Here is a 20,000-nt window from a genome sequence, read left to right as displayed (position 1 = left end):
ATCGGCCTCGCCCCGCGAATGCAAGCGGGACGGTGGGGATCAATAGCTGTATTCGGGATAAATCCGGGTCAGATCGCCATTCCAGTCGCCATTGTAGTGATCCAGCAACTCATCAGCGGGAACCTTGCCCGTATCGATGCTGTCCTTTAGCGCGTTCAGGAAATGCGTCTCGTCCTGCACCAGACCACCTGCGCCGGGGCGCGCGCGCGACGCCAGACCGGCCTCGGCAATCGAGACCACTTCGCGCGCCAGATCATGCATGTTGATGTTGCCAACCTGTGCTTGCAGACCATCCTTGGCAGCCTCAACCCGCAGCGCTTCGCGCGTCTCGGCATCCCAGCCTTTGACCAGATCCCAAGCGGCATCCAGTGCGGTTTGATCATAGGTCAGACCAACCCAGAAGGCAGGCAGCGCACAGAGCCTGCGCCATGGGCCACCATCGGCGCCGCGCATCTCCATGAATTTCTTGATCCGCGCTTCGGGAAATGCCGTGGTCAGGTGATCGGCCCAATCGGACAGAGTCGGCGTCTCACCGGGCAGTGCAGGCAGTTTGCCCTGCAGGAAGTCGCGGAATGACATGCCCAGCGCGTTGATATACTGGCCGTCGCGATAGACGAAATACATCGGTACATCGAGCGCATATTGTACATAGCGTTCGAACCCGAAGCCTTCTTCGAACACAAAGGGCAGCATGCCCGTCCGTGCATCGTCCAGATGCCGCCAGATATAACTGCGCCAGCTTTTCTGGCCGTTCACCTTGCCCTCGAAAAACGGAGAGTTCGCAAACAGCGCCGTCGCGACCGGCTGAAGGGCCAGCGCGACGCGCAGCTTCTGCACCATGTCGGCCTCGGACCCGAAGTCGATATTGACCTGAACCGTGCAGGTGCGCCGCATCATGGCACGGCCCATGGTGCCGACTTTCTCCATATAATCGTTCATCAGCCGGTAACGGCCTTTGGGCATCAACGGCATCTCTTCATGGGTCCAGATCGGGGCTGCGCCCAGACCAATAAAGCCTACACCGATCTCATCGGCGATATCCTTCACTTCACGCAGGTGAGTGTTCACCTCATCACACGTTTCATGAATTGTCTCGAGCGGAGCGCCGGACAGTTCCAACGCACCGCCTGGTTCCAGGCTGACGTTCGCGCCGTCCTTCTCAAGCCCGATTAAATGTCCAGCTTCACGCACTTCGGCCCAGCCATGGCGGTCTCGCAGACCTTCCAGCACGGCCACAATCGACCGTTTGCCTTCAAACGGCAGAGGTTTCAGAGTGTCTTTGCAATAGCCGAACTTCTCATGCTCGGTTCCGATGCGCCAATCTTCCTTAGGCTTGCAGCCCGATTCCAGATATTCGGCCAGTTGCTCATGGCGTTCGATCGGTCCGCCGCCGGACTGGGGGATGGACATGTGACCCGTGCTCCGATCCTGATGTGTCTGTCTTGGCGGTCAGTCCTGAGCGCAAACCGCGCCAGTGTCAATGCAGCCTAAGGTGCGCAGGCCGTGACGGCGTGCGTTCCCAGATCACCACCGGATGTGCCGCACGACCGTTGAGTTCCGACAGCATTTGCTCGGTTTTAAGCCCCGGAAGTGCTGAGAACACATCAAACAGTGCCTCGGCCCCTTCGGCGTTCACCGGAATGTGAAGGGTCGGCTGCCCCGGCTGATCCAAAACCCAATGCGCAGGTTGCGAGGTCGGATCCAACGCCAACCGCTCGATTTCGCGGGCTGCAACGATGCCGCCGTCGAGCGGGCCCAGATAGGTGATCTGGCCTTCATCAATAGTCACCACACCCGGTCCTCCCGCACCATTGCGAAAGCGCGCGCGTTGCACTCCGATCACCGCCAGTGCCATCGAGACGACGATCAGCAGCCACCCCAACCACGCCAGCAATCCGCCGGGGCCGCTGATCCAGCTGAGGCCGAGGATCAGAACAAACCCTGCAACCAGCACTTCGCGCCAGCGCCACAGGGCCAGTTTGGCTTCGGGTCGAAAGAAACTCATGCCACGTCCTCCGGGTTTTTGAACAGGATCAGCGAGTATTGACCTGCAGGCTGGAACCCAATGGATATATAGGCACGCGCGGCCGCATCGGAAGCCGCAAAGAGGACAGCTCTGGAAACTCCCGCGTCGCGCGCCTCAACCAGATGCAGGGCAACAGCCAAACGCGCATAGCCCCGCCCTCGTAAATCGGGTGGTGTGTAGACACCGCCGATCTGCACCACTTCAGGCAAGCGAGCGTTGAAGCCGGTCATGCTGACCGGTAGGCCGTTATGTAGCAAAACTCGATGCGAATCCCGCTCGATATAGGTCTTGATGTCCTTCCCAGCCTGCGTCTGTGCGCGCAAAGGATCAAAATCCATGGCTTCGATGAGGTAGCTTTCTCGCCAGTTTTCAAGGACCGATCGGTCTACATCAGTAAGCGGCATGAGATCTGCCCCACTGAAATCCGGTATTTGAAGTCGATCCAGCGCCAGGGAAAACCCCGGCTCATCGCTGTTCAGGGTCGCGGGTCGCCCTTCCCAACCTGCCAACCGCATTATCCGACGAGCTTGCGTTGCCTCAGCCGCGATGCCGAACAGGGCCCGGCCTCGAATAAGGTCAATCGCTGCGGCAAGTTCGGTATCCGAACAGTCGGGACATTGCAGCAGGATCATGCCTTCATTTGTTATGGCAAAGACCGCACGCAACGGGCTGCCAAGCGTCCATGCATTCAACGACCGGGGATGCGTACCGCACAGGCCAAAATCCCGTAGATTGGCCAAAGGGAACATCGATGTTTGGATATGTTGGGACAAAAACGAGTCGATCCTGGACAGGTCCGTTTCCTGCGCCAATTGCCACGTCACGTCCAATCTCCCAACGCTTGCTGCCACATTGTCATCGCCGCAACGGCTGCTGTATCGGCGCGCAGGATGCGTGGGCCGAGGCTGACCACATGGGTAAATGGTAGCTCCGCCAACCGTTTGCGTTCGGGCTCGGAAAACCCGCCCTCGGGGCCGATCAGGATCGCCCACGGCTTGCCTTTCTCATTCTCTGCCATGCGCAGGGCCGAGCCGGCTTCAGCCTCGTCACAGAACATCAATTGGCGATCATCGGGCCACGCGCCCAGGATACGATCCAATCGCTGGAGGTCAGCGACCTCAGGCACAAAAGTGCCGCCACATTGTTCGGCCGCCTCAATTGCGTGGGCCTGCAAGCGATCCTGCCGAATGCGCTCGGAGTTGGTGAATTCGGTCTGCACCGGTATGATCCGCACGGCCCCCATTTCAGCCGCTTTTTCAACGATGAAATCGGTCCGCGCCTTCTTGATCGGTGCAAAGAGCAGCCACAGATCGGGCGGTAATTGCAGAGGTTTCGATTGCTCCACGCACGACAGAATTCCGCCTCGTTTACTTGCTTCTGCTACCTCTGCCTGCCACTCGCCATCGCTGCCATTAAATAGCGCGACCTGCCCCCCAACCGACAGGCGCATGACACCGAACAGATAATGCGCCTGCTCACGCGTCAAAGGAACCGATTGCCCCGGACCCAAAGGGTGCTCTACATACAGTCTGATCTTCGCATTCATGAGACCCTACATATGCAAGGCAATGCCCCAACACCAGACGGTCAAGTCGCCGATGCCGTAACCGGCAATTGGGTCGACACCCACGCCCCCGCCTTTGCCCGCCCTTACCTGCGGCTCAGCCGCGCAGACCGACCCATCGGCACATGGCTTCTGCTGATTCCCTGCTGGTGGGGGCTGGCCTTGGCCATCCTGAGCGACGGCGCACCACGATGGGAGGATCTTTGGATCGCAGTTGGTTGTGCCATTGGTGCGTTTTTGATGCGCGGCGCGGGCTGTACGTGGAATGACATTACTGATCGTGAGTTTGACGGGAAGGTCGAGCGTACAAGGTCGCGCCCGATTCCCTCAGGCCAAGTGAGTGTCCGTCAGGCTGCATTCTGGATGGTGCTGCAATGTCTGTTGGCCCTGGCCATCCTTCTGACCTTCAACCGGGCCGCGATTGCGATGGGGGTTCTGTCTTTGCTGCCTGTTACCATCTATCCCTATGCAAAACGTTTTACGTGGTGGCCGCAGATTTTTCTGGGGCTGGCCTTCAACTGGGGCGCATTGCTGGCCTGGGCTGCACATACCGGCACCGTGGGCTGGCCTGCGATCATGCTTTATCTGTCAGGAATCGCCTGGACTTTGTTCTACGACACGATCTACGCCCATCAGGATGCCGAGGATGACGAGCTGATCGGCATCAAGTCAACCGCACGGCTGTTTGGCACCGATACCGCCCGTTGGCTCAAGTATTTTCTGATTGGAACCGTCAGTCTAATGGCCTTTGCAATTATCGACGCGGCTTTGCCCGGGACATCGGTTCTTGCTTTGGCGGTCGCCCTTGGCGGGCCCTGGGCGATGGGGTGGCATCTGGCTTGGCAATTGCGGGGACTGGACACGGAGGACAACGCCAAATTGCTGCAGCTTTTCCGGGCCAATCGTGACACCGGCTTGATTCCGCTGATCTTCCTCTGCGTCGCCCTTTTCCTCTGATTGCACCTCTGTGCTGCGCTCTGTATGAGTCCCGGAACCAACCGCCCGAGGAGTCTCGATTTCGCCCATGCGTCTGCCTTACGCCCTAGCTGTTGCGTTGATTTTCGCGGTGTCCGCCGTTCTATCGCTGGTGGTCGCTGGATTTGCGGTCAGCAAGATCGAAGACGCCTCGGAACTGGCCGTGCGAAAGGCCTTGAACTTGCAGGGGCATGATTGGGCAGAAGTCGAATCCGACGGCCTGCGTGTCGTTCTGACCGGCACGGCCCCGACTGAGGCGACCCGATTCAACGCCCTGATCGCTGCGGGCACCGAGGTCGACACCTCGCGCGTCATTGACGAGATGGAGGTTGCTCCCACCGCCGATCTGACACCGCCCCGCTTTTCTACCGAGATCCTGCGCAATGACAGCGGAATTTCGATTATCGGGCTAGTACCTGCGGCTCTGGATCGCGACGATCTGGTAGACAGGCTGCAACGCCTTGATCGGGACGCGTCAGTCTCGGACCTGATGGAAAGTGCCGACTATCCCAAGCCAGACGGATGGGATCAGGCAATCGACTATGCGATCGAAGCGCTCTCGGATTTGCCACGGGCCAAGATATCTGCCAGCCCAGGGTTGGTGCGTATCACGGCGATTGCCGATAGCCAGCAAGAGAAAGACCAGCTGGAACAAGACCTAAGCCGCGCCGCGCCACCAGGTCTGCGAATCGGCCTTTCGATTTCGGCACCTCGCCCGGTAATCACACCATTCACGCTGCGCTATCTGATAGATGAGGATGGCGGGCAGTTTGATGCGTGCTCGGCCCAGGATGAAGTTGCGCGCGACATCATCGTCGCTGCAGCACAAGAGGCCGGATTAACCGGCCCCTATTCCTGCACCATTGGGCTAGGCGTACCGTCTCCGCGTTGGGCGAATGCAGCGCAGCTCAGCATTCGTGCGCTATCCGAACTTGGTCAGGGTTCAGTTACTCTGTCGGATGCAGATATCACTCTAGTTGCCACACAAGGGACTAACCCTTTGGAGTTCGACCGCATCGTGGGAGAGCTCGAAAATACGCTGCCCGAGGTTTTCGCCTTGCATGCAGTTCTTCCCGAACCCGAACCGGATGACCCGACTGGGCCTATTGAATTCGTCGCAACACGTAGCCCTGAGGGTTTGGTTCAACTGCGTGGCCGTCTGAGTGACGAAACGCTGCGTGAAATGACCGACAGCTTTGCACGTGCCGCCTTTGGATCATTGCAGGTGCACACAGCCACCCGGATTGCACCGGACCTGCCCGCGGATTGGCCCATACGCGTCTTGGCCGGGCTGGAGGCACTGTCGCAACTGCACAATGGCGCCCTGACCGTTACGCCGGACAATGTAGCGCTGTCGGGCATCAGCCATGATCCCGACGCCAAGGCCCGGATCGCCGGCATGCTGTCGGACAAGCTGGGCGAGGCGCAGGATTACACCCTGTCAATCACCTATCAGGAGCCGCCCGCACCCGCCGACGCGCCGCCCGACCCTGAGGTCTGCGAAGAGCAGCTAGCCGAGGTTCAGGCCACCAGCAAGATTGCTTTCGAACCGGGATCAGCCACCGTCGCAGCAGACTCGCGCGATGCCCTGAACCAGATCGCGGACATCCTGCGTGAATGTGGCCCCATCCGGTTGGAGATTCAGGGCCATACCGACAGTCAGGGCCGTGAAGAGATGAACCAACAGCTCAGCCAGTCGCGCGCGCAGTCGATCCTGAACGAATTGCGCGGACGGCGCGTGCCGACCTCAAGCTTTTCTGCGGTCGGGTATGGCGAGACGCAGCCCATCGCCGATAACGAAACCGAAGAAGGCCGCGAAGAGAACCGCCGCATCGAGTTTCGCCTGATCCGTCCTGAACCCGTGGCCAACACCCTGACCGGGCTTGAGGCGATGGAAGCCGAGGCCGAATCTGAGGCCGAAATCGAGACACCTGAAACCGACGCACCGGATGCAGGCTCAGAGGACCAGTAAGTTGAACAGAACAGAATTCATCATCGCCACAGCCATCATCCTGTTCGCAGCTTTCTGCATGGGTTGGTTCGCCAACTGGCTGGCCCATCGGCTGTCCCGTGTTCGCCAAAGCGACGTGGCCGATCTTGACCGCATGAGTCAGGAACTGCACGAGGCCGAAGAAACACGCGATCAGGCAATCACATATCTTCAGCAGCGCGAGGCAGAGCTGACCAACCAGCTGACGCAAACCGAAGCCGAGTTGAATGCCGCAATGGAAGGGCTGCGCGCGGCGCGGCAGGAAGCCGAAGAGATGCGCGGGCGGATCAACAACGCAGACTAGGCACCCTACCAGCGGGTCAGCGCGTCTTCATCCTCGTCCTTGGCAGCCACCCATTCTGCTCCGGACGTGGTGATTTCCTTCTTCCAGAATGGCGCGCGAGACTTAAGGTAATCCATCAGATATTCCGCCGCCTCAAACGCATCTTTTCGGTGCGGTGCGGCGGTGGCGACCATCATGATACGGTCACCCGGAGCAAGCCTTCCGTGGCGGTGAATCACCAGAACGTTGCCCAGTGACCAACGGGCTTGCGCCTCTTCCGCGATCTTGGTTAGGGCGCGTTCGGTCATGCCGGGATAGTGCTCGATCTCCATCACATCCAGATCGCCCGAAGCCAGATCGCGCACAACGCCTGTGAAGGTCACGATGGCCCCGTTGGTATCGTCCCCGGCGGCAAAAGCGTTGGCTTCGGCCCCCAGATCGAACGGGGCCTCCTGCACGACGATCCGCATTCTAGCCACCCGTCATGGGCGGAAAGAACGCAACCTCGCGTACACCGGTCAGTGGGGCGTCAAAATCCGAAAGCTCTTGATCCAGCGCCACGCGCAGGGCCGACAGATCAGCAAAGGCAGCAGCATAGCGATCCTCACGCGCGCTCAGTTCCGCGACCAAATCGCTGACTGTTTCGGCCTCAGTTTCAATCTTCTCTTTCGGCAGGCCGATGCGTTCGCGCACCCAGGCGAAATACAGCACGTTCATCGGTTAGCTCTCCTTCAGGTGGGGCATGGCTTTACGTAGGTAGTCATAGCCCGTGATCAATGTCAGCGTCGCGGCAATCCAGAGCAGCCATAGCCCGATACGACCTGACCAGAACATGGCCTCAAGATGCCAGCGGATGTTGTTCAGGTCCTCGACCTGCCCTGCCAGAACCTGATCAATGGTTGTCGCATCCATGCCAAACGTGGCCATCACAAAATGGTGCTCGAATATCCCCTGCGAGAACAGGATCGCGATCGCTACCATCTGTGCCGTCGTTTTCCACTTGGCTAGCTTGGTGACCTTCAGGGTTCCGGCCACATCGCCCAGATACTCTCGCAAGCCTGAGACAAAGACTTCGCGAAACAGGATCACTGTAGCGGGCAGGACCAGCCATGGTGTCCAGTGTTCAGTCGAATAGCCCACCAATATCATCAGCGCGATTACCACCATTGCCTTGTCGGCAATGGGATCCAGCATGGCGCCAATCTTCGTTTCCTGTTTCCAGGCGCGCGCCAGATACCCGTCGAACCAATCGGTGATCGCCGCTGACAGGAACAGAATCAAAGCAAACCAATCCGCATAGGGACGGGTGAAATACAGAAACATCACGGCGAGACCGGGGGCCGCCACAAGGCGCAGTACAGTCAGAATATTCGGCAGGTTCCATTTCATGGCTTGGACCCTACATCGCCGGTTCAAGACAGAAAAGACAGGGTCTTAAAAAACTGACCCAGCACAAGCGTTTGCTGTCTTAAAAGTCAAAGCGTCGCAGCGGTGGTCACATTACAGGTTTCATCTTGGCACTTGATTGCTTTGGCGTCAGATTGTCGGCTGGCCAACCAGACAACACCCCAGAGCTGACATGACACCGCATATTCAAACCGATCCCCGGTCAAATCTGATCGGCAGCGCCTGGATGGTCGCCGCAATGGCACTGTTCGCGCTGGAGGATGCGCTGCTTAAGGCGGCTTCGGCGTCGATCCCGATCTGGCAAGTGCTTGTTCTCTTCGGTGCGGGCGGTGCAGTAATCTACGCAGCGGTTGCCACAGTACGTAGCACGCGTCTGTTCCAGCCCGACGTGTTGTCGCGCCCGATGAAGGTACGTGTGGTCTTCGAGATCCTTGGACGGCTTTTCTATGTATTGGCGATCGCTTTGACGCCACTGTCCTCGGCTACGGTGATCCTTCAGGCCACACCACTGGTTGTCGTCGCAGGGGCCGCGTTGTTCTTTGGTGAATCCGTCGGCTGGCGGCGATGGAGCGCCATTTTGATCGGTCTTGTTGGCGTTGTGATCATCATCCAACCGACCGGAGACAGCTTCTCGGCCCTGTCAATCCTTGCCGTGCTGGGGATGCTCGGCTTTGCGGGGCGCGATCTGGCCAGCCGCGCCGCGCCCGCAACACTGGGCACTGAGGTTCTGGGGTTCTATGGCTTCCTCTGCATCATTGTCGCGGGTTTGGCTTATCGATTCTGGGAAGGAACATCGCTGCAAACTCTGACGCCTAATGTCAGCCTGCACATGGGCGGGGCGATTGTGATGGGAGTCATGGCCTATGCCGCGCTGATGAAGGCGATGCGCACCGGCGAGGTCTCATCTGTGACGCCGTTTCGCTATTCGCGGCTGTTGTTCGGTATCGGCTTGGGCGTGGTGATGTTTGGCGAGCGATTGGATCAGACCATGTGGATTGGCTGCGGCCTCATCGTGGCGTCGGGCCTCTATATCCTTTGGCGGGGGCGAAAAGCCTAGCCCTTGTCATGGAAGAAGTCATAGACCTTCTGCGCCAACCCGGCTGAAATCCCCTCGACGGCTTTAAGATCCGCCAAATTGGCTCGGCTCACCGCTTTGGCGCTGCCGAAATGAGTCAGCAGGGCGCGTTTGCGCGCCGCCCCGACGCCGGGGATTTCGTCTAGTGGCGTTGCACCAACCGCCTTGGCGCGTTTCGCGCGATGGGTGCCGATGGCAAAGCGATGCGCCTCATCCCGCAAGCGCTGGATAAAGTACAATACGGGATCGTTGCGTTTCAGCGCAAAAGGGCGCTGCCCGATGCGGTGGAATTCTTCCTTGCCGTGATCGCGATCGACACCCTTAGCGACACCGACCATCGGGATATCCTCGACCCCGTGCTGGGCCATGATCTCATTCACGACGCTCACCTGCCCTGCACCACCGTCGATCAGCAGCAGATCGGGCCAATGCCCTTTGTCCCGATCCGGATCTTCCTTTTGCAGGCGCGTAAAACGGCGGGTCAGGACCTCTTTCATCATGCCGAAGTCATCGCCGGGGGTTAGATCATCGCCGCGGATGTTGAACTTGCGATAGGCGTTTTTCATGAACCCCTCTGGGCCCGCGACGATCATGCCACCCACGGCGTTGGTGCCTTGAATGTGAGAGTTGTCGTAAACTTCGATCCGGTTGGGCGGCCCGTCCAGATCAAATGCCTCGGCCACGCCGCGCAGCAATTTGGCCTGCGTGGCACTTTCCGACATCCGCCGGGCCAGCGCTTCACGTGCGTTGCGCAAGGCACCGGCGATCAGTTCCTGCTTTTCACCGCGTTGGGGCACCAGGATTTCCACCTTGCGTCCAGCTTTTTCGGACAATGCCTCCTGCATCAGATCGGCATTCTCGATTGCATCAGACAGGATCAACTGCCGGGGTGGTTCCTTGTTGTCATAGAACTGGCCCAGGAACGCTTCCATCGCCTCAGCCTGTGATACATCCGGGCCGACGCGCGGATAGAAATCGCGGTTACCCCAGTTCTGGTTGGCGCGGATGAAGAACACCTGAACGCAGGCTTGCCCGCTGTCCATGTAGAGACCAATGACGTCAGCCTCGGCCACGCCGCGCGGGTTGATGCCCTGAGACGTCTGCACCTGCGTTAGCGCCCGGATACGGTCGCGCAAACCGGCGGCGCGTTCGAACTCCATCGCCTCGGAGGCAGCCATCATCTGCTGGGCGAGATCTTCCTGCACTTTGGTAGATCGGCCTGACAGGAACCTTTCGGCATCCTGAACGCTTTCACGATAGTCGGCTTCCGAGATCAGTTCGACGCACGGTCCAGAACATCGCTTGATCTGATAGAGCAAACACGGCCGGGTCCGGCTATCGAACATGGAATCCGAACAGTTCCGCAGCAGGAACGCCTTTTGCAGCTGGTTCAGCGTCCTGTTCACCGCGCCTGCACTGGCGAAGGGGCCGAAATAAGCCCCCTTTTCTTTCTTCGCCCCTCGGTGCTTTTTGATCTGCGGAAAGGCATGATCCTTGGCGACCAGAATATTCGGGAAGCTTTTGTCATCCCGCAACAATACGTTGTATTTGGGCTTGAGCTGCTTGATCAGGTTCTGTTCCAGCAGCAGCGCCTCGGTCTCGGTCCGAGTGGTCAGAAACATCATCGAGGCAGTTGCGGCGATCATTTTCTCGATCCGACCCGAGTGCCCCGGGCGGGTGTAGTTCGATACCCTCGCCTTCAGGTTTCGCGCTTTACCTACGTAAAGAACTCGGCTGTCCCCATCCAACATCCGATACACACCCGGCGAGCTGTCCAGCGTTTTCACATAACGCTGAATGCAGGCATAGCCGTTGGCTTGGGTCGACGATTCGGAATCAGTGCTAGCGGTCATGAGTCTGAGATATGATTCTCTGACCATGGCTGCAATCTTGTGCGCTTCAGATCAAGAGAAAACAAATCCACGGCTTCTGTGGATAACTGTGCAGATAACTTTTGGGGCATCACGATTTTCCCTTGAATCCTTGCCTTTTCGTTGATCTGCACAAAAAATAGGCAGGAAATTATGACGTTGTTTTTAAAGGATAATTTTCTTGATCTGCGACAAGTGTATGAAAATTAAGACATTTTTGTAACGCTCGAGTAACAGAGATGAGAGCGGTGCAAAACTTGCAGCAGATTTACTTATTCTACACCAAGAACATCGGGTGTTTGCCAACCCAAATGTTGCCCACCATCGACGCAAAGAAGCTGCCCCGTAACGGCATGTGCATCCAGAAAGTATCCCAGCGCAGCAGTAATATCCGACGGGTTCGCGCCGCGCTCCAGAATCGTGTTCTGCCGCTGAGCGCTAAAATGAGCATCACTTTGGCGATGACCCTGCAGCGTTGGACCGGGGCCGATCGCGTTCACACGGATTGCGGGTGTCAGAGCCTGCGCTGCAGTCCGGGTCAAGGCCCACAACCCCATCTTGGCAATCGTGTATGACATGAACTCAGGCGTCAGTTTACGCACCCGCATATCCACCATGTTCACGATCAGCCCAATCGCCAGAGGCTCTCCCTGATCATCAAGCTCCGACTGCAACCCCTGCTCGGCCATGGCTTGGGTCAGTACGAATGGTGCGCGCAGATTGCTGTCGAGATGCCGATCCCAGCTTTGGCGGGTAGCTGTGTGTATATTGTCATACTCAAATATCGATGCATTGTTGACCAGACAGGTGATCGGACCACCCAGCGCCTCAGCTGCACGCGGCAGCAATGAGCTGACTTGCCCCTCATCAAGCAGATCGGCCTGCAGCGCAACTGACCTTCGGCCCAGCGCCTGAACCTCATCAACCGTTTCACGCGCGGCCTGATCCGAACTGGAATAGTGCACAGCGACATCCATTCCGCGCTGCGCCAAATACAGCGCCATGGCACGACCAAGGCGTTTACCGGCACCGGTCACCAATGCTCGGGTCATGGGCTCATTCTCCTCGTCAGGTCAGGCTAACAGGCTTGCAACATAGATCACATAGAGCGCTGTCAAGATCAGGCCCCAGACGCGTGTGATATCTTTCTTGAAGAACACAAAAGGGACCAACAAGAGCGACGCGCCGAGCATCACCCACAGATCGAAACGCAGGAATTCAGGATCGACGGGAATACGCCCAAACAAGGTCGTAATGCCGACAATGGCCAGCAGATTGAACATGTTCGATCCGATGACGTTACCCAGTGCCACATCCGCTTGTCGCCTCAGGGCAGCCATGACGGTTGTCGACAGTTCCGGCAGGGACGTACCCACCGCGATCAGCGTAAGGCCGATCACTGTTTCGCTCACACCATAGTTCCGGGCAATGACGGTCGCATTTTCGACCAGCAGATGCGCACCCATTGGCAGGCCGATCAAGCCGAGGATCAGGTAGATCGCCACCTTCCAATAGGGCATGTCAGGATCTGCTTCCTCAAGACCCTCAAGCTCGTCCTCATCGGCACATGCTTCACCACAGGCTTTACGGTGCGCATGTGCTTCGCGAAACGCGTTGCCGAGGATCAAAGCCAACGCAGCCAGCAAAATTGCCCCGCTGAGCAGATTAAAGACCCCGCAAAAAGCCAACCCGATAAATAACACCGACGCCAGAAGCATGAAGATGTAGTTCTTGCGGCTGTCGCACTCACTTGTGTGCAAGGTCGCCAGAAGCGCGGGCAATCCCAGAACCAGCAAGATATTCGCTGTATTCGAGCCCACCACGTTACCCAACGCAATGCCCGGCGCGTTTTCCTTGATCGCGCTGATTGCAATCAGCAGCTCAGGGGCCGAAGTTCCAAAGGCAACTATTGTCAGGCTGACGATCAGGGCGGGAACCCCCAACCGCAGGCTGAGGTTCACGGCCCCTCGCACCAGCGCGTCGCCTGCCAACAACAGGATCAGCAGCCCGAGGCCGGAGAACAGCCATGCCGTCATCCACGGCCTCCTTCTTCGCAAGGACACGGGCCTTTGCCGATCCTAAACCGCCCACAACGCGGACATTTCGCAGAACTCAATCGTTTCTGTCCAGGAAAGCGTAGCTTGCCGAACATCGCCAGAACGCCCATGGCGATCAGGAACAAGGTGACTGCTTTGACGATCACTCTACAACCCGAAACGCGCGTAGGCAGCGCGCTCCTCAATACCGGCTATGGCATCCTGCGCCAGCGTCGCGCCGAAGCGCGACCAGATCGGTTTGCGCAGGCCATAGCGGCGGAACCTGACTTTGTCGCCAAACTTCTCCTGCATCTTGGGCTTCAGATGGGCAATACCATCAATCAAGCCCAGCTGTTGCGCGCGACGGGCCAGCCAGACCTCGCCATTGAACAGATCAGCGCTGCTGTCCAGCTTGCCGTCCCGGCGAGATTTCACATGGGTTATGAAATTCTCGTGGATATCGCCCAGCAGCACTTTGAGCCGTGCAATGTCTTCTTTCTTTTCCGGAGCAAACGGGTCGAGCATTGATTTCGACTGACCCGCAGTATGTACGCGTCGTTCAAAGCCCTGACGTGCCAGAAAAACATGCGCGCCAAATCCCGACGATATCACGCCGATCGACCCCAGAACCGAACTGTCATCAGCCCAAATCTCATCCGCTGAAACCGCCAACCAATATCCACCCGAAGCCGCCACGTCTTCGACGAAGGCGTAGACAGGGATCTTAAGCTCTTCCGCCAGCCGTTGGATACGCGCACCGATCAATGAGCTTTGAACGGGGGAGCCGCCCGGCGAATTGATCTCCAGCGCGACCGCAGCGGGCTTGCCCTTGCGAAAGGCTTTCTCCAACACCGGTGCCAGAGCGGTCGCGTTCATCGACCCTCGCCCGGCCATTCCAATGGCACCGGACAGGCGAACAACGGCCACAAGTGGCGGCTTTTTCATGAAGGGCAGGCTGAGTTTCATGGAAGCCGATGTAGAGCGCGCCGGAGCCGTAAACAAGAGACCCGAAGCGCCATAAACGCGACGTGAACCAATTTCACACACCTGATGGGCAAAAATGCAACGCACTAGCTGCGGATGCGCCAACCGGTTTTGAAGATCCAGCCAATGATCGCGAGGCATATTCCGGTGAAGGCCAGTATGGCCAGAAGGCTCCAAAATATCGGGACATCTGCGATACCGTAGAATGACCAGCGGAACCCGGAAATCAGATAAACCACGGGGTTGAAAAGAGTGATCGTCTGCCAAAGCGGAGGTAGCATCGAGATCGAGTAAAACGTCCCACCCAGAAAAATCAGGGGCGTCACAACAAGCTGGGGGACAAGCGACATCTGTTCAAAATTACCCGCCCAGATACCCACGATGAAACCCAGCAAGGAAAAGCTGAGGCAGGACAGGATCAGGAAAGCCGCCATAGCAAACGGGTGTTCAATGCGAATGTCCACAAAGAACGTCGCAGTGGCCAGAATGACAAGACCTACAAACAGTGCCTTAGTTGCGGCCGCGCCCACATAGCCAATCACAATCTCGATGAAATTGATGGGGGCTGAAAGTAACTCATAAATCGTACCCAAGAATTTGGGGAAGTAGATGCCAAAGGACGCGTTCGAGATTGATAGCATCACTACGGACAACATGATCAGACCCGGCACAATGAAGGCCCCGTAGGACACGCCTTCGATCTCTTGAATGCGACTGCCGATGGCAGTGCCAAACACCACGAAATAAAGCGAGGTCGACAGGACCGGAGACAAAAAACTCTGCGCCAGTGTGCGAAAGAATCGGGCCATTTCAAACCGGTAGATGGCAGTAATAGCGGACCAGTTCATGCGGGTTCTCCGGACACGAGGTTGACGAAAATCTCTTCAAGGCTCGATTGCCGCGTCTGCACATCACGCAGCACTAGACCGGCCTGAGCAACATCATTGAGAAGAGTGGTGATGCCCGTGCGCTCGGCATTGGTGTCGTAAGTATAGATCAGCGCATCGCCTGCACCGTTGAGCGTCAGTTGATGATCGGACAGAACGTCGGGAACGGATAAAATGGGCTCGGTCAACATGACCTCAATCTGCTTTTTGCCCATCTGCGCCATCAATGTGTCTTTGTCCTGCACGAGCAAAAGCTCACCCTTGTCGATGACACCTACACGGTCGGCGATTGCCTCGGCTTCCTCGATGTAGTGAGTGGTCAGGATGATGGTGACACCAGCCTGCTTCAATTCGGCCACGATCTCCCACATGTCCTTACGTAGCTCGACATCTACGCCGGCGGTGGGTTCATCCAGAAACAGCACCCTTGGCTCATGCGCCAAGGCTTTCGCGATCAGCACACGTCGCTTCATGCCTCCCGATAGTTCCTTGATTGCGTTACGGCGTTTGTCCCATAGGGACAGCTTGCGCAGGATTTCCTCGATCCTAGCGTTGTCTCCGCTATGACCGAACAGCCCGCGCGAAAAGCGGACAGTGTTCCAGACCTTCTCGAACGGTTCCAGCGCGATTTCCTGCGGCACCAGCCCAATCATCTTGCGGGCTGCGCGATACTCGGTCTGGATGTCATGGCCACCTACGGTGACCGAGCCCGAAGTCGGCGTGGTAATACCGCACACAGTCGAGATCAGCGTTGTTTTACCCGCCCCATTGGGGCCCAACAGCGCTAGAATCTCACCTTCTTCAATGTCCAGAGACACACCTTTCAGCGCCTCAAACCCATCGGCATAAGACTTCCGCAAATCCCGGATCGACAATATGGTCGTCATGCGTACCCTCGTTCTGACCCCGCAACCTATCGTGACGGACCATCGTCGAACAGTCCAATTCCGCACAGTGCCATGCGCGTGTGCGCAGGGTTCAGTCTCGTCCCGTCAGGCGACCTAGCCAGCCTGACTTGGTCTCTTCTTCGGCAGCGTCTTCTTGCGGTGGCGGACCTTCGAAATATTCTTGAAGATTGGCGAAAAACTGATCGGCCATCTTCTTGGCAAACCCATCAATCAGGCGGCTGCCCAGCTGAGCCAGTTTGCCACCCACCTTAGCCTCGACCTCGTAGGTCAGAAGGGTGCCACCAGCCTCGCTGGGCGCGAAGGTTACATCAGCGCTTCCCTTGGCAAAGCCTGCAGCACCCCCCTTGCCCTCACCTGCGATGGTCAGGCGTTCGGGCTCAATCATGTCGGACATGGTCACTGTGCCTTTGAAAGTCGCCTTCACAGGGCCAACCTTTTGCACCACGGTCGCATTATACCCCTCGGTTGGATCGCCGGTAATCTCCTGCGCGCCGCTGATGCAGGCTTTCAATACTTCAGGGTCCAGCAACGCAGCGTAAACGGCGGCAGGCGGCGCCTGAATTTCACGGGTATCGCTTAACTGCATCTCTCAACCTCTTTTTAATCCTACGGCAGACCACAAAGACCTAGCCCTGAAACATCGATGCAGGCAACCAGTTTGCTCACACCAAGGCACTGGATCGGGATTCTTCGCTTGCATTCGCTCCGCCCAACAGAAACCCTGCGCCGCAGGAGGAAGACATGCTGCACGGCATACGCATCATCGAAATCGAGGGGCTGGGCCCAGCCCCCTTCGCGGCCATGCTGCTGGCGGATATGGGCGCCGATGTCATCACCATCCATCGCAAAGGGTCCGCCGTCACTCCGGGTATGCCTGAACGTTCGCTGCTGGATCGCGGCAAACGATCAATTGCGCTGGACCTCAAAGACCCGCAGGACCTTAGCGTTGCAAAACGGCTGATCGCAACGGCTGATGCGCTGATCGAGGGTTTTCGCCCCGGCGTGATGGAAAAGCTGGGGCTGGGGCCGGAAGACTGTCATTACCTGAACCCAAAGCTGGTCTATGGCCGAATGACAGGCTGGGGGCAGCATAGCCCACTTTCTGAGACAGCGGGCCATGATCTCAACTATATCGCCCTTTCAGGGGCTTTATCCTACGCGTCGCTGCCCGGCCAACCGCCTTTGACGCCCGCAACACTTGTCGGGGATATCGGCGGTGGTGCGATGTATCTGGTTGCAGGTCTGCTCGCCGGGCTTCTGAATGCCCGGAGCACAGGCAAAGGCACGGTGGTGGACGCCGCCATCTACGATGGCTCGGCACACATGATGAATTTGCTGATGAGCCTGCGCCAAACCGGCAACCTGTCCGACACCCGGGGTCAAAGCCTGCTTGACGGACCGCATTGGAGCAGAACCTACGCCTGCGCAGATGGCGGTTTCATCTCAGTTCAATGTCTGGAGCCAAAATTCTATGCTCACTTCCTGGACATCCTCGGGCTCAGCGATGACGCGGAATTCGCTCAGCAATATAACCATGCGACGTGGCCCAACCTGACGAAGCGGTTGAGCAAAATCTTTGCCGAGAAGCCGCGCGACGAATGGGCGGCGCTGTTTCAAGGCACGGACGCCTGCGTTGCCCCAGTCCTAAGTCCACAAGAAGCACGAGATCACCCCATGAATTCGGCTCGCCAAGCATGGGTCGACCACGACGAAACACGTCAAGCCGCAGCCGCTCCTAGATTCTCAACCTACAACTGGCAACCGCGGCCCAGCCCCAAACGCGGAGAGCATACAAATGAGATTTTGAACGAACTTCCTCCCGCTTCATCTGGCTAAAAATACCTCGGGGGCGAATTGGCCGCAGGCCAAGAGGGGGCTGGCCCCCTCGCCAGGCTTACCGCCCGCGCACCGTATCGATCATCAATTGAACGTTCTCAGGGTCCGCATCTGGCGTAATACCATGACCCAAATTGAAGATATGCGGTCCTTTTGAGAAGGCTTCGACAATCCGCCGCGTCTCATCGACAAGCGCTTGCCCGCCTGTCACCATATGCGATGAAGCCAAATTGCCCTGCACACACCCATCGACTTGCACATTCGCAGCAGCCCATTCGGGCGACACAGAATTGTCCAGCGCGACACAATCCACACCGGTGGCCTTGGCGAAACCGATGTAACCCTGATCCGCTTCGCGTGGGAAACCGATGACGGGAATGCCCGGATGGCGGGCCTTTATGGCAGCAGTAATCTCGCGACAGGGTTCTACGGCGTATTTCTGAAACGCTTCGCCCTTCAATGATCCCGCCCAACTATCAAATATTTTGACAACCTCGGCCCCTGCCTCGATTTGGGCAGACAGGTATTCAATTGTCGCGGCCGTGATCCGATCCAACAGCGCCTCGAACAGCGCAGTGTTTTCTTCGCGCAGCGCATGGGCTGGCCCCTGATCCGGGGTGCCCCGTCCGGCGATCATGTAGGTAGCCACTGTCCAGGGCGCGCCTGCAAATCCGATCAGAGCTGTCTCAGAAGGAAGCTCACGCGAAAGAATACGCACGGTTTCATACACCGGAGAGAGCGTCTCATGAATTGCATCAACCGGCTTCAGCGCATCAAACTCCGACTCCCGTGTAATTGTCGAAAGGCGAGGACCTTCGCCGGTGACAAACCACAAATCCGCACCCAGCGCCTGCGGCACAAGCAGGATATCAGCAAACAGGATCGCGGCATCAAAGCCGTAGCGGCGAATGGGCTGAAGGGTGACTTCGGCGGCAAGCTCGGGGTTATAGCAAAGAGACAGGAAATCTCCGGCCTGTGCGCGCGTTGCACGATATTCAGGCAAATACCTCCCGGCCTGTCGCATCATCCAGATCGGCGGCACATCCTGCACTTCCCCCGCCAGCGCCCGTAGCAATTTCTTTGTCTCGGCCATTCGTGCCCCCAGTGTTCCGGTTTGGTGCAACGCGTCGGCCCTCAGTGGCAATTTGTCAAGCTCTGCCCCCATTGTCAGGGCAATGTGACGCGACTAAAGCTGTGCACATGAGTCTGATATTGCCTACCCCCGCATCGCCTCTGAAAATCGGCACCCGTGGATCTCCGCTGGCGCTGGCGCAGGCCTATGAAACCCGTCAGAGACTTGGCGCCGCTTTCGACCTGCCTGAGGACGCGTTTGAGATCGTGGTAATCAAGACCACCGGTGACAACCGCGCCATGATCGACGCGGACCGGCCGTTGAAAGAGATTGGCAACAAGGGTCTGTTCACCAAGGAAATCGAAGAGGCGATGCTGAAGGGCGAGATTGATGTCGCCGTGCATTCGACCAAGGACATGCCGGTCGAACAGCCTGATGGGCTGGTGCTGGATACTTTTCTGCCGCGTGAAGACGTGCGCGATGCCTTTATCTCTCCGACGCTGAGTTCGATTCACGACTTGCCAGAGGGCGCAGTTGTCGGGACTTCATCGTTGCGCCGCCGGGCGCAGTTGCTGAATCGGCGGCCCGATCTGAAAGTGGTCGAGTTTCGCGGCAATGTGCAGACTCGCCTGAAGAAGCTGGCAGATGGCGTGGCCGATTGTACCTTCCTGGCCATGGCCGGATTGCGCCGCTTGGATATGAAAGACGTCCCCGCGACTGCTATATCGCCTGATGACATGCTACCTGCCATTGCGCAGGGCACCATCGGCATTGAACGGCGCAGCGACGATAGCCGCACCGCCGAGATGCTGGCGGCGATTCATCATGTTGAAACAAGCCAACGCCTTGCGGCTGAACGCAGCCTGCTGGCCGGGCTGGATGGCTCATGCGAAACACCGATCGCCGGTCTGGCACAAGTCCAAGATGGCCAACTGCATCTGCGTGGAGAAGTTCTGCGCCCGGACGGTTCCGAGGCGATCAGCGAAGAGGCCACCGGGGCGCTCGAAGACGGCGCAAAACTGGGTCAGACAATGGCCGCCTCTCTGCTGATACAGGCCGGACCGGGGTTTTTCGACTGGCGCTAAG

21 protein-coding genes are annotated in these 20,000 nt (G+C 58.0%); 6 read left to right on the top strand and 15 right to left on the bottom strand.

From position 1 onward, the window contains the following. Positions 1–39: 39 nt before the first annotated feature. The 4 genes from ACR0NM_RS14500 to ACR0NM_RS14485 all read right to left on the bottom strand — a co-directional run bounded on the left by ACR0NM_RS14500 (position 40) and on the right by ACR0NM_RS14485 (position 3,572). Positions 40–1,410: a glutamate--cysteine ligase gene (locus ACR0NM_RS14500; RefSeq protein WP_170408403.1), complete on the bottom strand. Its 1,371-nt coding sequence runs from the start codon at positions 1,408–1,410 to the stop codon at positions 40–42. Between the two features lie 67 nt (positions 1,411–1,477). Next, positions 1,478–2,005, bottom strand: coding sequence for a hypothetical protein (locus ACR0NM_RS14495; RefSeq protein ID WP_170408404.1), 528 nt, complete (start codon positions 2,003–2,005; stop codon positions 1,478–1,480). Then, positions 2,002–2,850, bottom strand: coding sequence for a GNAT family N-acetyltransferase (locus tag ACR0NM_RS14490; RefSeq protein WP_480615352.1), 849 nt, complete (start codon positions 2,848–2,850; stop codon positions 2,002–2,004). The genes ACR0NM_RS14495 and ACR0NM_RS14490 overlap by 4 nt, the downstream gene beginning before the upstream one ends. Then, on the bottom strand, positions 2,847–3,572 hold the full coding sequence (locus ACR0NM_RS14485; RefSeq protein ID WP_480615350.1) for a 16S rRNA (uracil(1498)-N(3))-methyltransferase: 726 nt from the start codon (positions 3,570–3,572) through the stop codon (positions 2,847–2,849). The genes ACR0NM_RS14490 and ACR0NM_RS14485 overlap by 4 nt, the downstream gene beginning before the upstream one ends. Before the next feature lie 12 nt (positions 3,573–3,584). Between ACR0NM_RS14485 and ubiA the strand changes: the two genes are divergently transcribed. The 3 genes from ubiA (at position 3,585) to ACR0NM_RS14470 (ending at position 6,859) form a co-directional block, all read left to right on the top strand. Next, positions 3,585–4,547 carry a 4-hydroxybenzoate octaprenyltransferase gene (gene ubiA, locus ACR0NM_RS14480; protein ID WP_170423611.1) on the top strand — a complete coding sequence of 321 codons (963 nt, stop codon included), beginning with the start codon at positions 3,585–3,587 and terminating at the stop codon, positions 4,545–4,547. A 67-nt stretch (positions 4,548–4,614) separates the two neighbouring features. Further along, positions 4,615–6,537 carry an OmpA family protein gene (locus ACR0NM_RS14475; protein ID WP_170513770.1) on the top strand — a complete coding sequence of 641 codons (1,923 nt, stop codon included), beginning with the start codon at positions 4,615–4,617 and terminating at the stop codon, positions 6,535–6,537. 1 nt (position 6,538) lies between these two features. After that, positions 6,539–6,859 carry a hypothetical protein gene (locus ACR0NM_RS14470; RefSeq protein WP_170395619.1) on the top strand — a complete coding sequence of 107 codons (321 nt, stop codon included), beginning with the start codon at positions 6,539–6,541 and terminating at the stop codon, positions 6,857–6,859. Positions 6,860–6,864: 5 nt separating this feature from the next. On the opposite strand, the gene ACR0NM_RS14465 is transcribed toward ACR0NM_RS14470, so the two are convergent. From ACR0NM_RS14465 to pgsA, 3 genes are read right to left on the bottom strand one after another with little or no spacing between them, the layout of a single operon-like run. Then, a complete protein-coding gene (locus ACR0NM_RS14465; RefSeq protein ID WP_170395617.1) occupies positions 6,865–7,308 on the bottom strand; it encodes a molybdopterin synthase catalytic subunit in 444 nt (147 codons plus the stop codon). 1 nt (position 7,309) lies between these two features. Continuing rightward, complete coding sequence (gene moaD / locus ACR0NM_RS14460; RefSeq protein ID WP_170566168.1) at positions 7,310–7,555, bottom strand: molybdopterin converting factor subunit 1; 246 nt, start codon at positions 7,553–7,555, stop codon at positions 7,310–7,312. Positions 7,556–7,558: 3 nt separating this feature from the next. After that, positions 7,559–8,227, bottom strand: a complete 669-nt coding sequence (gene pgsA, locus ACR0NM_RS14455) for a CDP-diacylglycerol--glycerol-3-phosphate 3-phosphatidyltransferase (RefSeq protein ID WP_170395613.1) — start codon at positions 8,225–8,227, stop codon at positions 7,559–7,561. Between the two features lie 190 nt (positions 8,228–8,417). Here pgsA and ACR0NM_RS14450 point away from each other — a divergent pair, with 190 nt between their 5' ends. Continuing rightward, complete coding sequence (locus ACR0NM_RS14450; protein WP_223117503.1) at positions 8,418–9,302, top strand: DMT family transporter; 885 nt, start codon at positions 8,418–8,420, stop codon at positions 9,300–9,302. Here the strand turns inward: ACR0NM_RS14450 and uvrC are convergent. The 7 genes from uvrC to ACR0NM_RS14415 all read right to left on the bottom strand — a co-directional run bounded on the left by uvrC (position 9,299) and on the right by ACR0NM_RS14415 (position 16,592). Beyond that, entirely contained in the window at positions 9,299–11,173 is a 1,875-nt protein-coding gene (gene uvrC, locus ACR0NM_RS14445) for an excinuclease ABC subunit UvrC (RefSeq protein WP_480615348.1), read from the bottom strand. The two genes, ACR0NM_RS14450 and uvrC, sit on opposite strands and share 4 nt — an antisense overlap. Positions 11,174–11,463: 290 nt before the next feature. Continuing rightward, positions 11,464–12,243, bottom strand: a complete 780-nt coding sequence (locus ACR0NM_RS14440) for an SDR family oxidoreductase (RefSeq protein WP_170395607.1) — start codon at positions 12,241–12,243, stop codon at positions 11,464–11,466. Positions 12,244–12,264: 21 nt separating this feature from the next. After that, positions 12,265–13,227 (bottom strand): calcium/sodium antiporter, encoded by a 963-nt coding sequence (locus tag ACR0NM_RS14435; protein ID WP_170395605.1) that lies wholly within the window; start codon positions 13,225–13,227, stop codon positions 12,265–12,267. 168 nt (positions 13,228–13,395) lie between these two features. Continuing rightward, positions 13,396–14,193 (bottom strand): S49 family peptidase, encoded by a 798-nt coding sequence (locus ACR0NM_RS14430; RefSeq protein ID WP_170423599.1) that lies wholly within the window; start codon positions 14,191–14,193, stop codon positions 13,396–13,398. Between the two features lie 104 nt (positions 14,194–14,297). Further along, positions 14,298–15,059 carry an ABC transporter permease gene (locus ACR0NM_RS14425; protein WP_170395601.1) on the bottom strand — a complete coding sequence of 254 codons (762 nt, stop codon included), beginning with the start codon at positions 15,057–15,059 and terminating at the stop codon, positions 14,298–14,300. After that, positions 15,056–15,985 (bottom strand): ABC transporter ATP-binding protein, encoded by a 930-nt coding sequence (locus ACR0NM_RS14420; protein WP_170395599.1) that lies wholly within the window; start codon positions 15,983–15,985, stop codon positions 15,056–15,058. The genes ACR0NM_RS14425 and ACR0NM_RS14420 overlap by 4 nt, the downstream gene beginning before the upstream one ends. 91 nt (positions 15,986–16,076) lie before the next feature. Beyond that, positions 16,077–16,592 carry an SRPBCC family protein gene (locus tag ACR0NM_RS14415; protein ID WP_170395597.1) on the bottom strand — a complete coding sequence of 172 codons (516 nt, stop codon included), beginning with the start codon at positions 16,590–16,592 and terminating at the stop codon, positions 16,077–16,079. A 155-nt stretch (positions 16,593–16,747) separates the two neighbouring features. Here ACR0NM_RS14415 and ACR0NM_RS14410 point away from each other — a divergent pair, with 155 nt between their 5' ends. Continuing rightward, positions 16,748–17,842, top strand: coding sequence for a CaiB/BaiF CoA transferase family protein (locus tag ACR0NM_RS14410; protein WP_480615346.1), 1,095 nt, complete (start codon positions 16,748–16,750; stop codon positions 17,840–17,842). A 58-nt stretch (positions 17,843–17,900) separates the two neighbouring features. On the opposite strand, the gene hemE is transcribed toward ACR0NM_RS14410, so the two are convergent. Next, on the bottom strand, positions 17,901–18,935 hold the full coding sequence (gene hemE, locus ACR0NM_RS14405; RefSeq protein WP_170636668.1) for a uroporphyrinogen decarboxylase: 1,035 nt from the start codon (positions 18,933–18,935) through the stop codon (positions 17,901–17,903). A 107-nt stretch (positions 18,936–19,042) separates the two neighbouring features. Between hemE and hemC the strand changes: the two genes are divergently transcribed. Further along, the gene (hemC, locus tag ACR0NM_RS14400; RefSeq protein WP_480615343.1) at positions 19,043–19,999 is read left to right on the top strand and encodes a hydroxymethylbilane synthase; all 957 of its coding nucleotides are present in this window, start codon (positions 19,043–19,045) and stop codon (positions 19,997–19,999) included. The last annotated feature ends 1 nt before the right edge of the window (position 20,000 follow it).

The sequence above is a fragment of the Ruegeria sp. AF2 genome (genome assembly GCF_056542025.1).
Note: the sequence above shows the minus strand (reverse complement) of the source record. Positions and strands in the feature narration are given on the sequence as shown.

Coding starts and splice junctions, on each gene's coding strand:
- ACR0NM_RS14500 (WP_170408403.1), bottom strand. CDS start 1,410: ATGTCCATCCCCCAGTCCGGCGGCGGACCGATCGAACGCCATGAGCAA.
- ACR0NM_RS14495 (WP_170408404.1), bottom strand. CDS start 2,005: ATGAGTTTCTTTCGACCCGAAGCCAAACTGGCCCTGTGGCGCTGGCGC.
- ACR0NM_RS14485 (WP_480615350.1), bottom strand. CDS start 3,572: ATGAATGCGAAGATCAGACTGTATGTAGAGCACCCTTTGGGTCCGGGG.
- ubiA (WP_170423611.1), top strand. CDS start 3,585: ATGCAAGGCAATGCCCCAACACCAGACGGTCAAGTCGCCGATGCCGTA.
- ACR0NM_RS14475 (WP_170513770.1), top strand. CDS start 4,615: ATGCGTCTGCCTTACGCCCTAGCTGTTGCGTTGATTTTCGCGGTGTCC.
- ACR0NM_RS14465 (WP_170395617.1), bottom strand. CDS start 7,308: ATGCGGATCGTCGTGCAGGAGGCCCCGTTCGATCTGGGGGCCGAAGCC.
- moaD (WP_170566168.1), bottom strand. CDS start 7,555: ATGAACGTGCTGTATTTCGCCTGGGTGCGCGAACGCATCGGCCTGCCG.
- pgsA (WP_170395613.1), bottom strand. CDS start 8,227: ATGAAATGGAACCTGCCGAATATTCTGACTGTACTGCGCCTTGTGGCG.
- ACR0NM_RS14450 (WP_223117503.1), top strand. CDS start 8,418: ATGACACCGCATATTCAAACCGATCCCCGGTCAAATCTGATCGGCAGC.
- uvrC (WP_480615348.1), bottom strand. CDS start 11,173: ATGACCGCTAGCACTGATTCCGAATCGTCGACCCAAGCCAACGGCTAT.
- ACR0NM_RS14440 (WP_170395607.1), bottom strand. CDS start 12,243: ATGACCCGAGCATTGGTGACCGGTGCCGGTAAACGCCTTGGTCGTGCC.
- ACR0NM_RS14435 (WP_170395605.1), bottom strand. CDS start 13,227: ATGACGGCATGGCTGTTCTCCGGCCTCGGGCTGCTGATCCTGTTGTTG.
- ACR0NM_RS14430 (WP_170423599.1), bottom strand. CDS start 14,193: ATGAAACTCAGCCTGCCCTTCATGAAAAAGCCGCCACTTGTGGCCGTT.
- ACR0NM_RS14425 (WP_170395601.1), bottom strand. CDS start 15,059: ATGAACTGGTCCGCTATTACTGCCATCTACCGGTTTGAAATGGCCCGA.
- ACR0NM_RS14420 (WP_170395599.1), bottom strand. CDS start 15,985: ATGACGACCATATTGTCGATCCGGGATTTGCGGAAGTCTTATGCCGAT.
- ACR0NM_RS14415 (WP_170395597.1), bottom strand. CDS start 16,592: ATGCAGTTAAGCGATACCCGTGAAATTCAGGCGCCGCCTGCCGCCGTT.
- ACR0NM_RS14410 (WP_480615346.1), top strand. CDS start 16,748: ATGCTGCACGGCATACGCATCATCGAAATCGAGGGGCTGGGCCCAGCC.
- hemE (WP_170636668.1), bottom strand. CDS start 18,935: ATGGCCGAGACAAAGAAATTGCTACGGGCGCTGGCGGGGGAAGTGCAG.
- hemC (WP_480615343.1), top strand. CDS start 19,043: ATGAGTCTGATATTGCCTACCCCCGCATCGCCTCTGAAAATCGGCACC.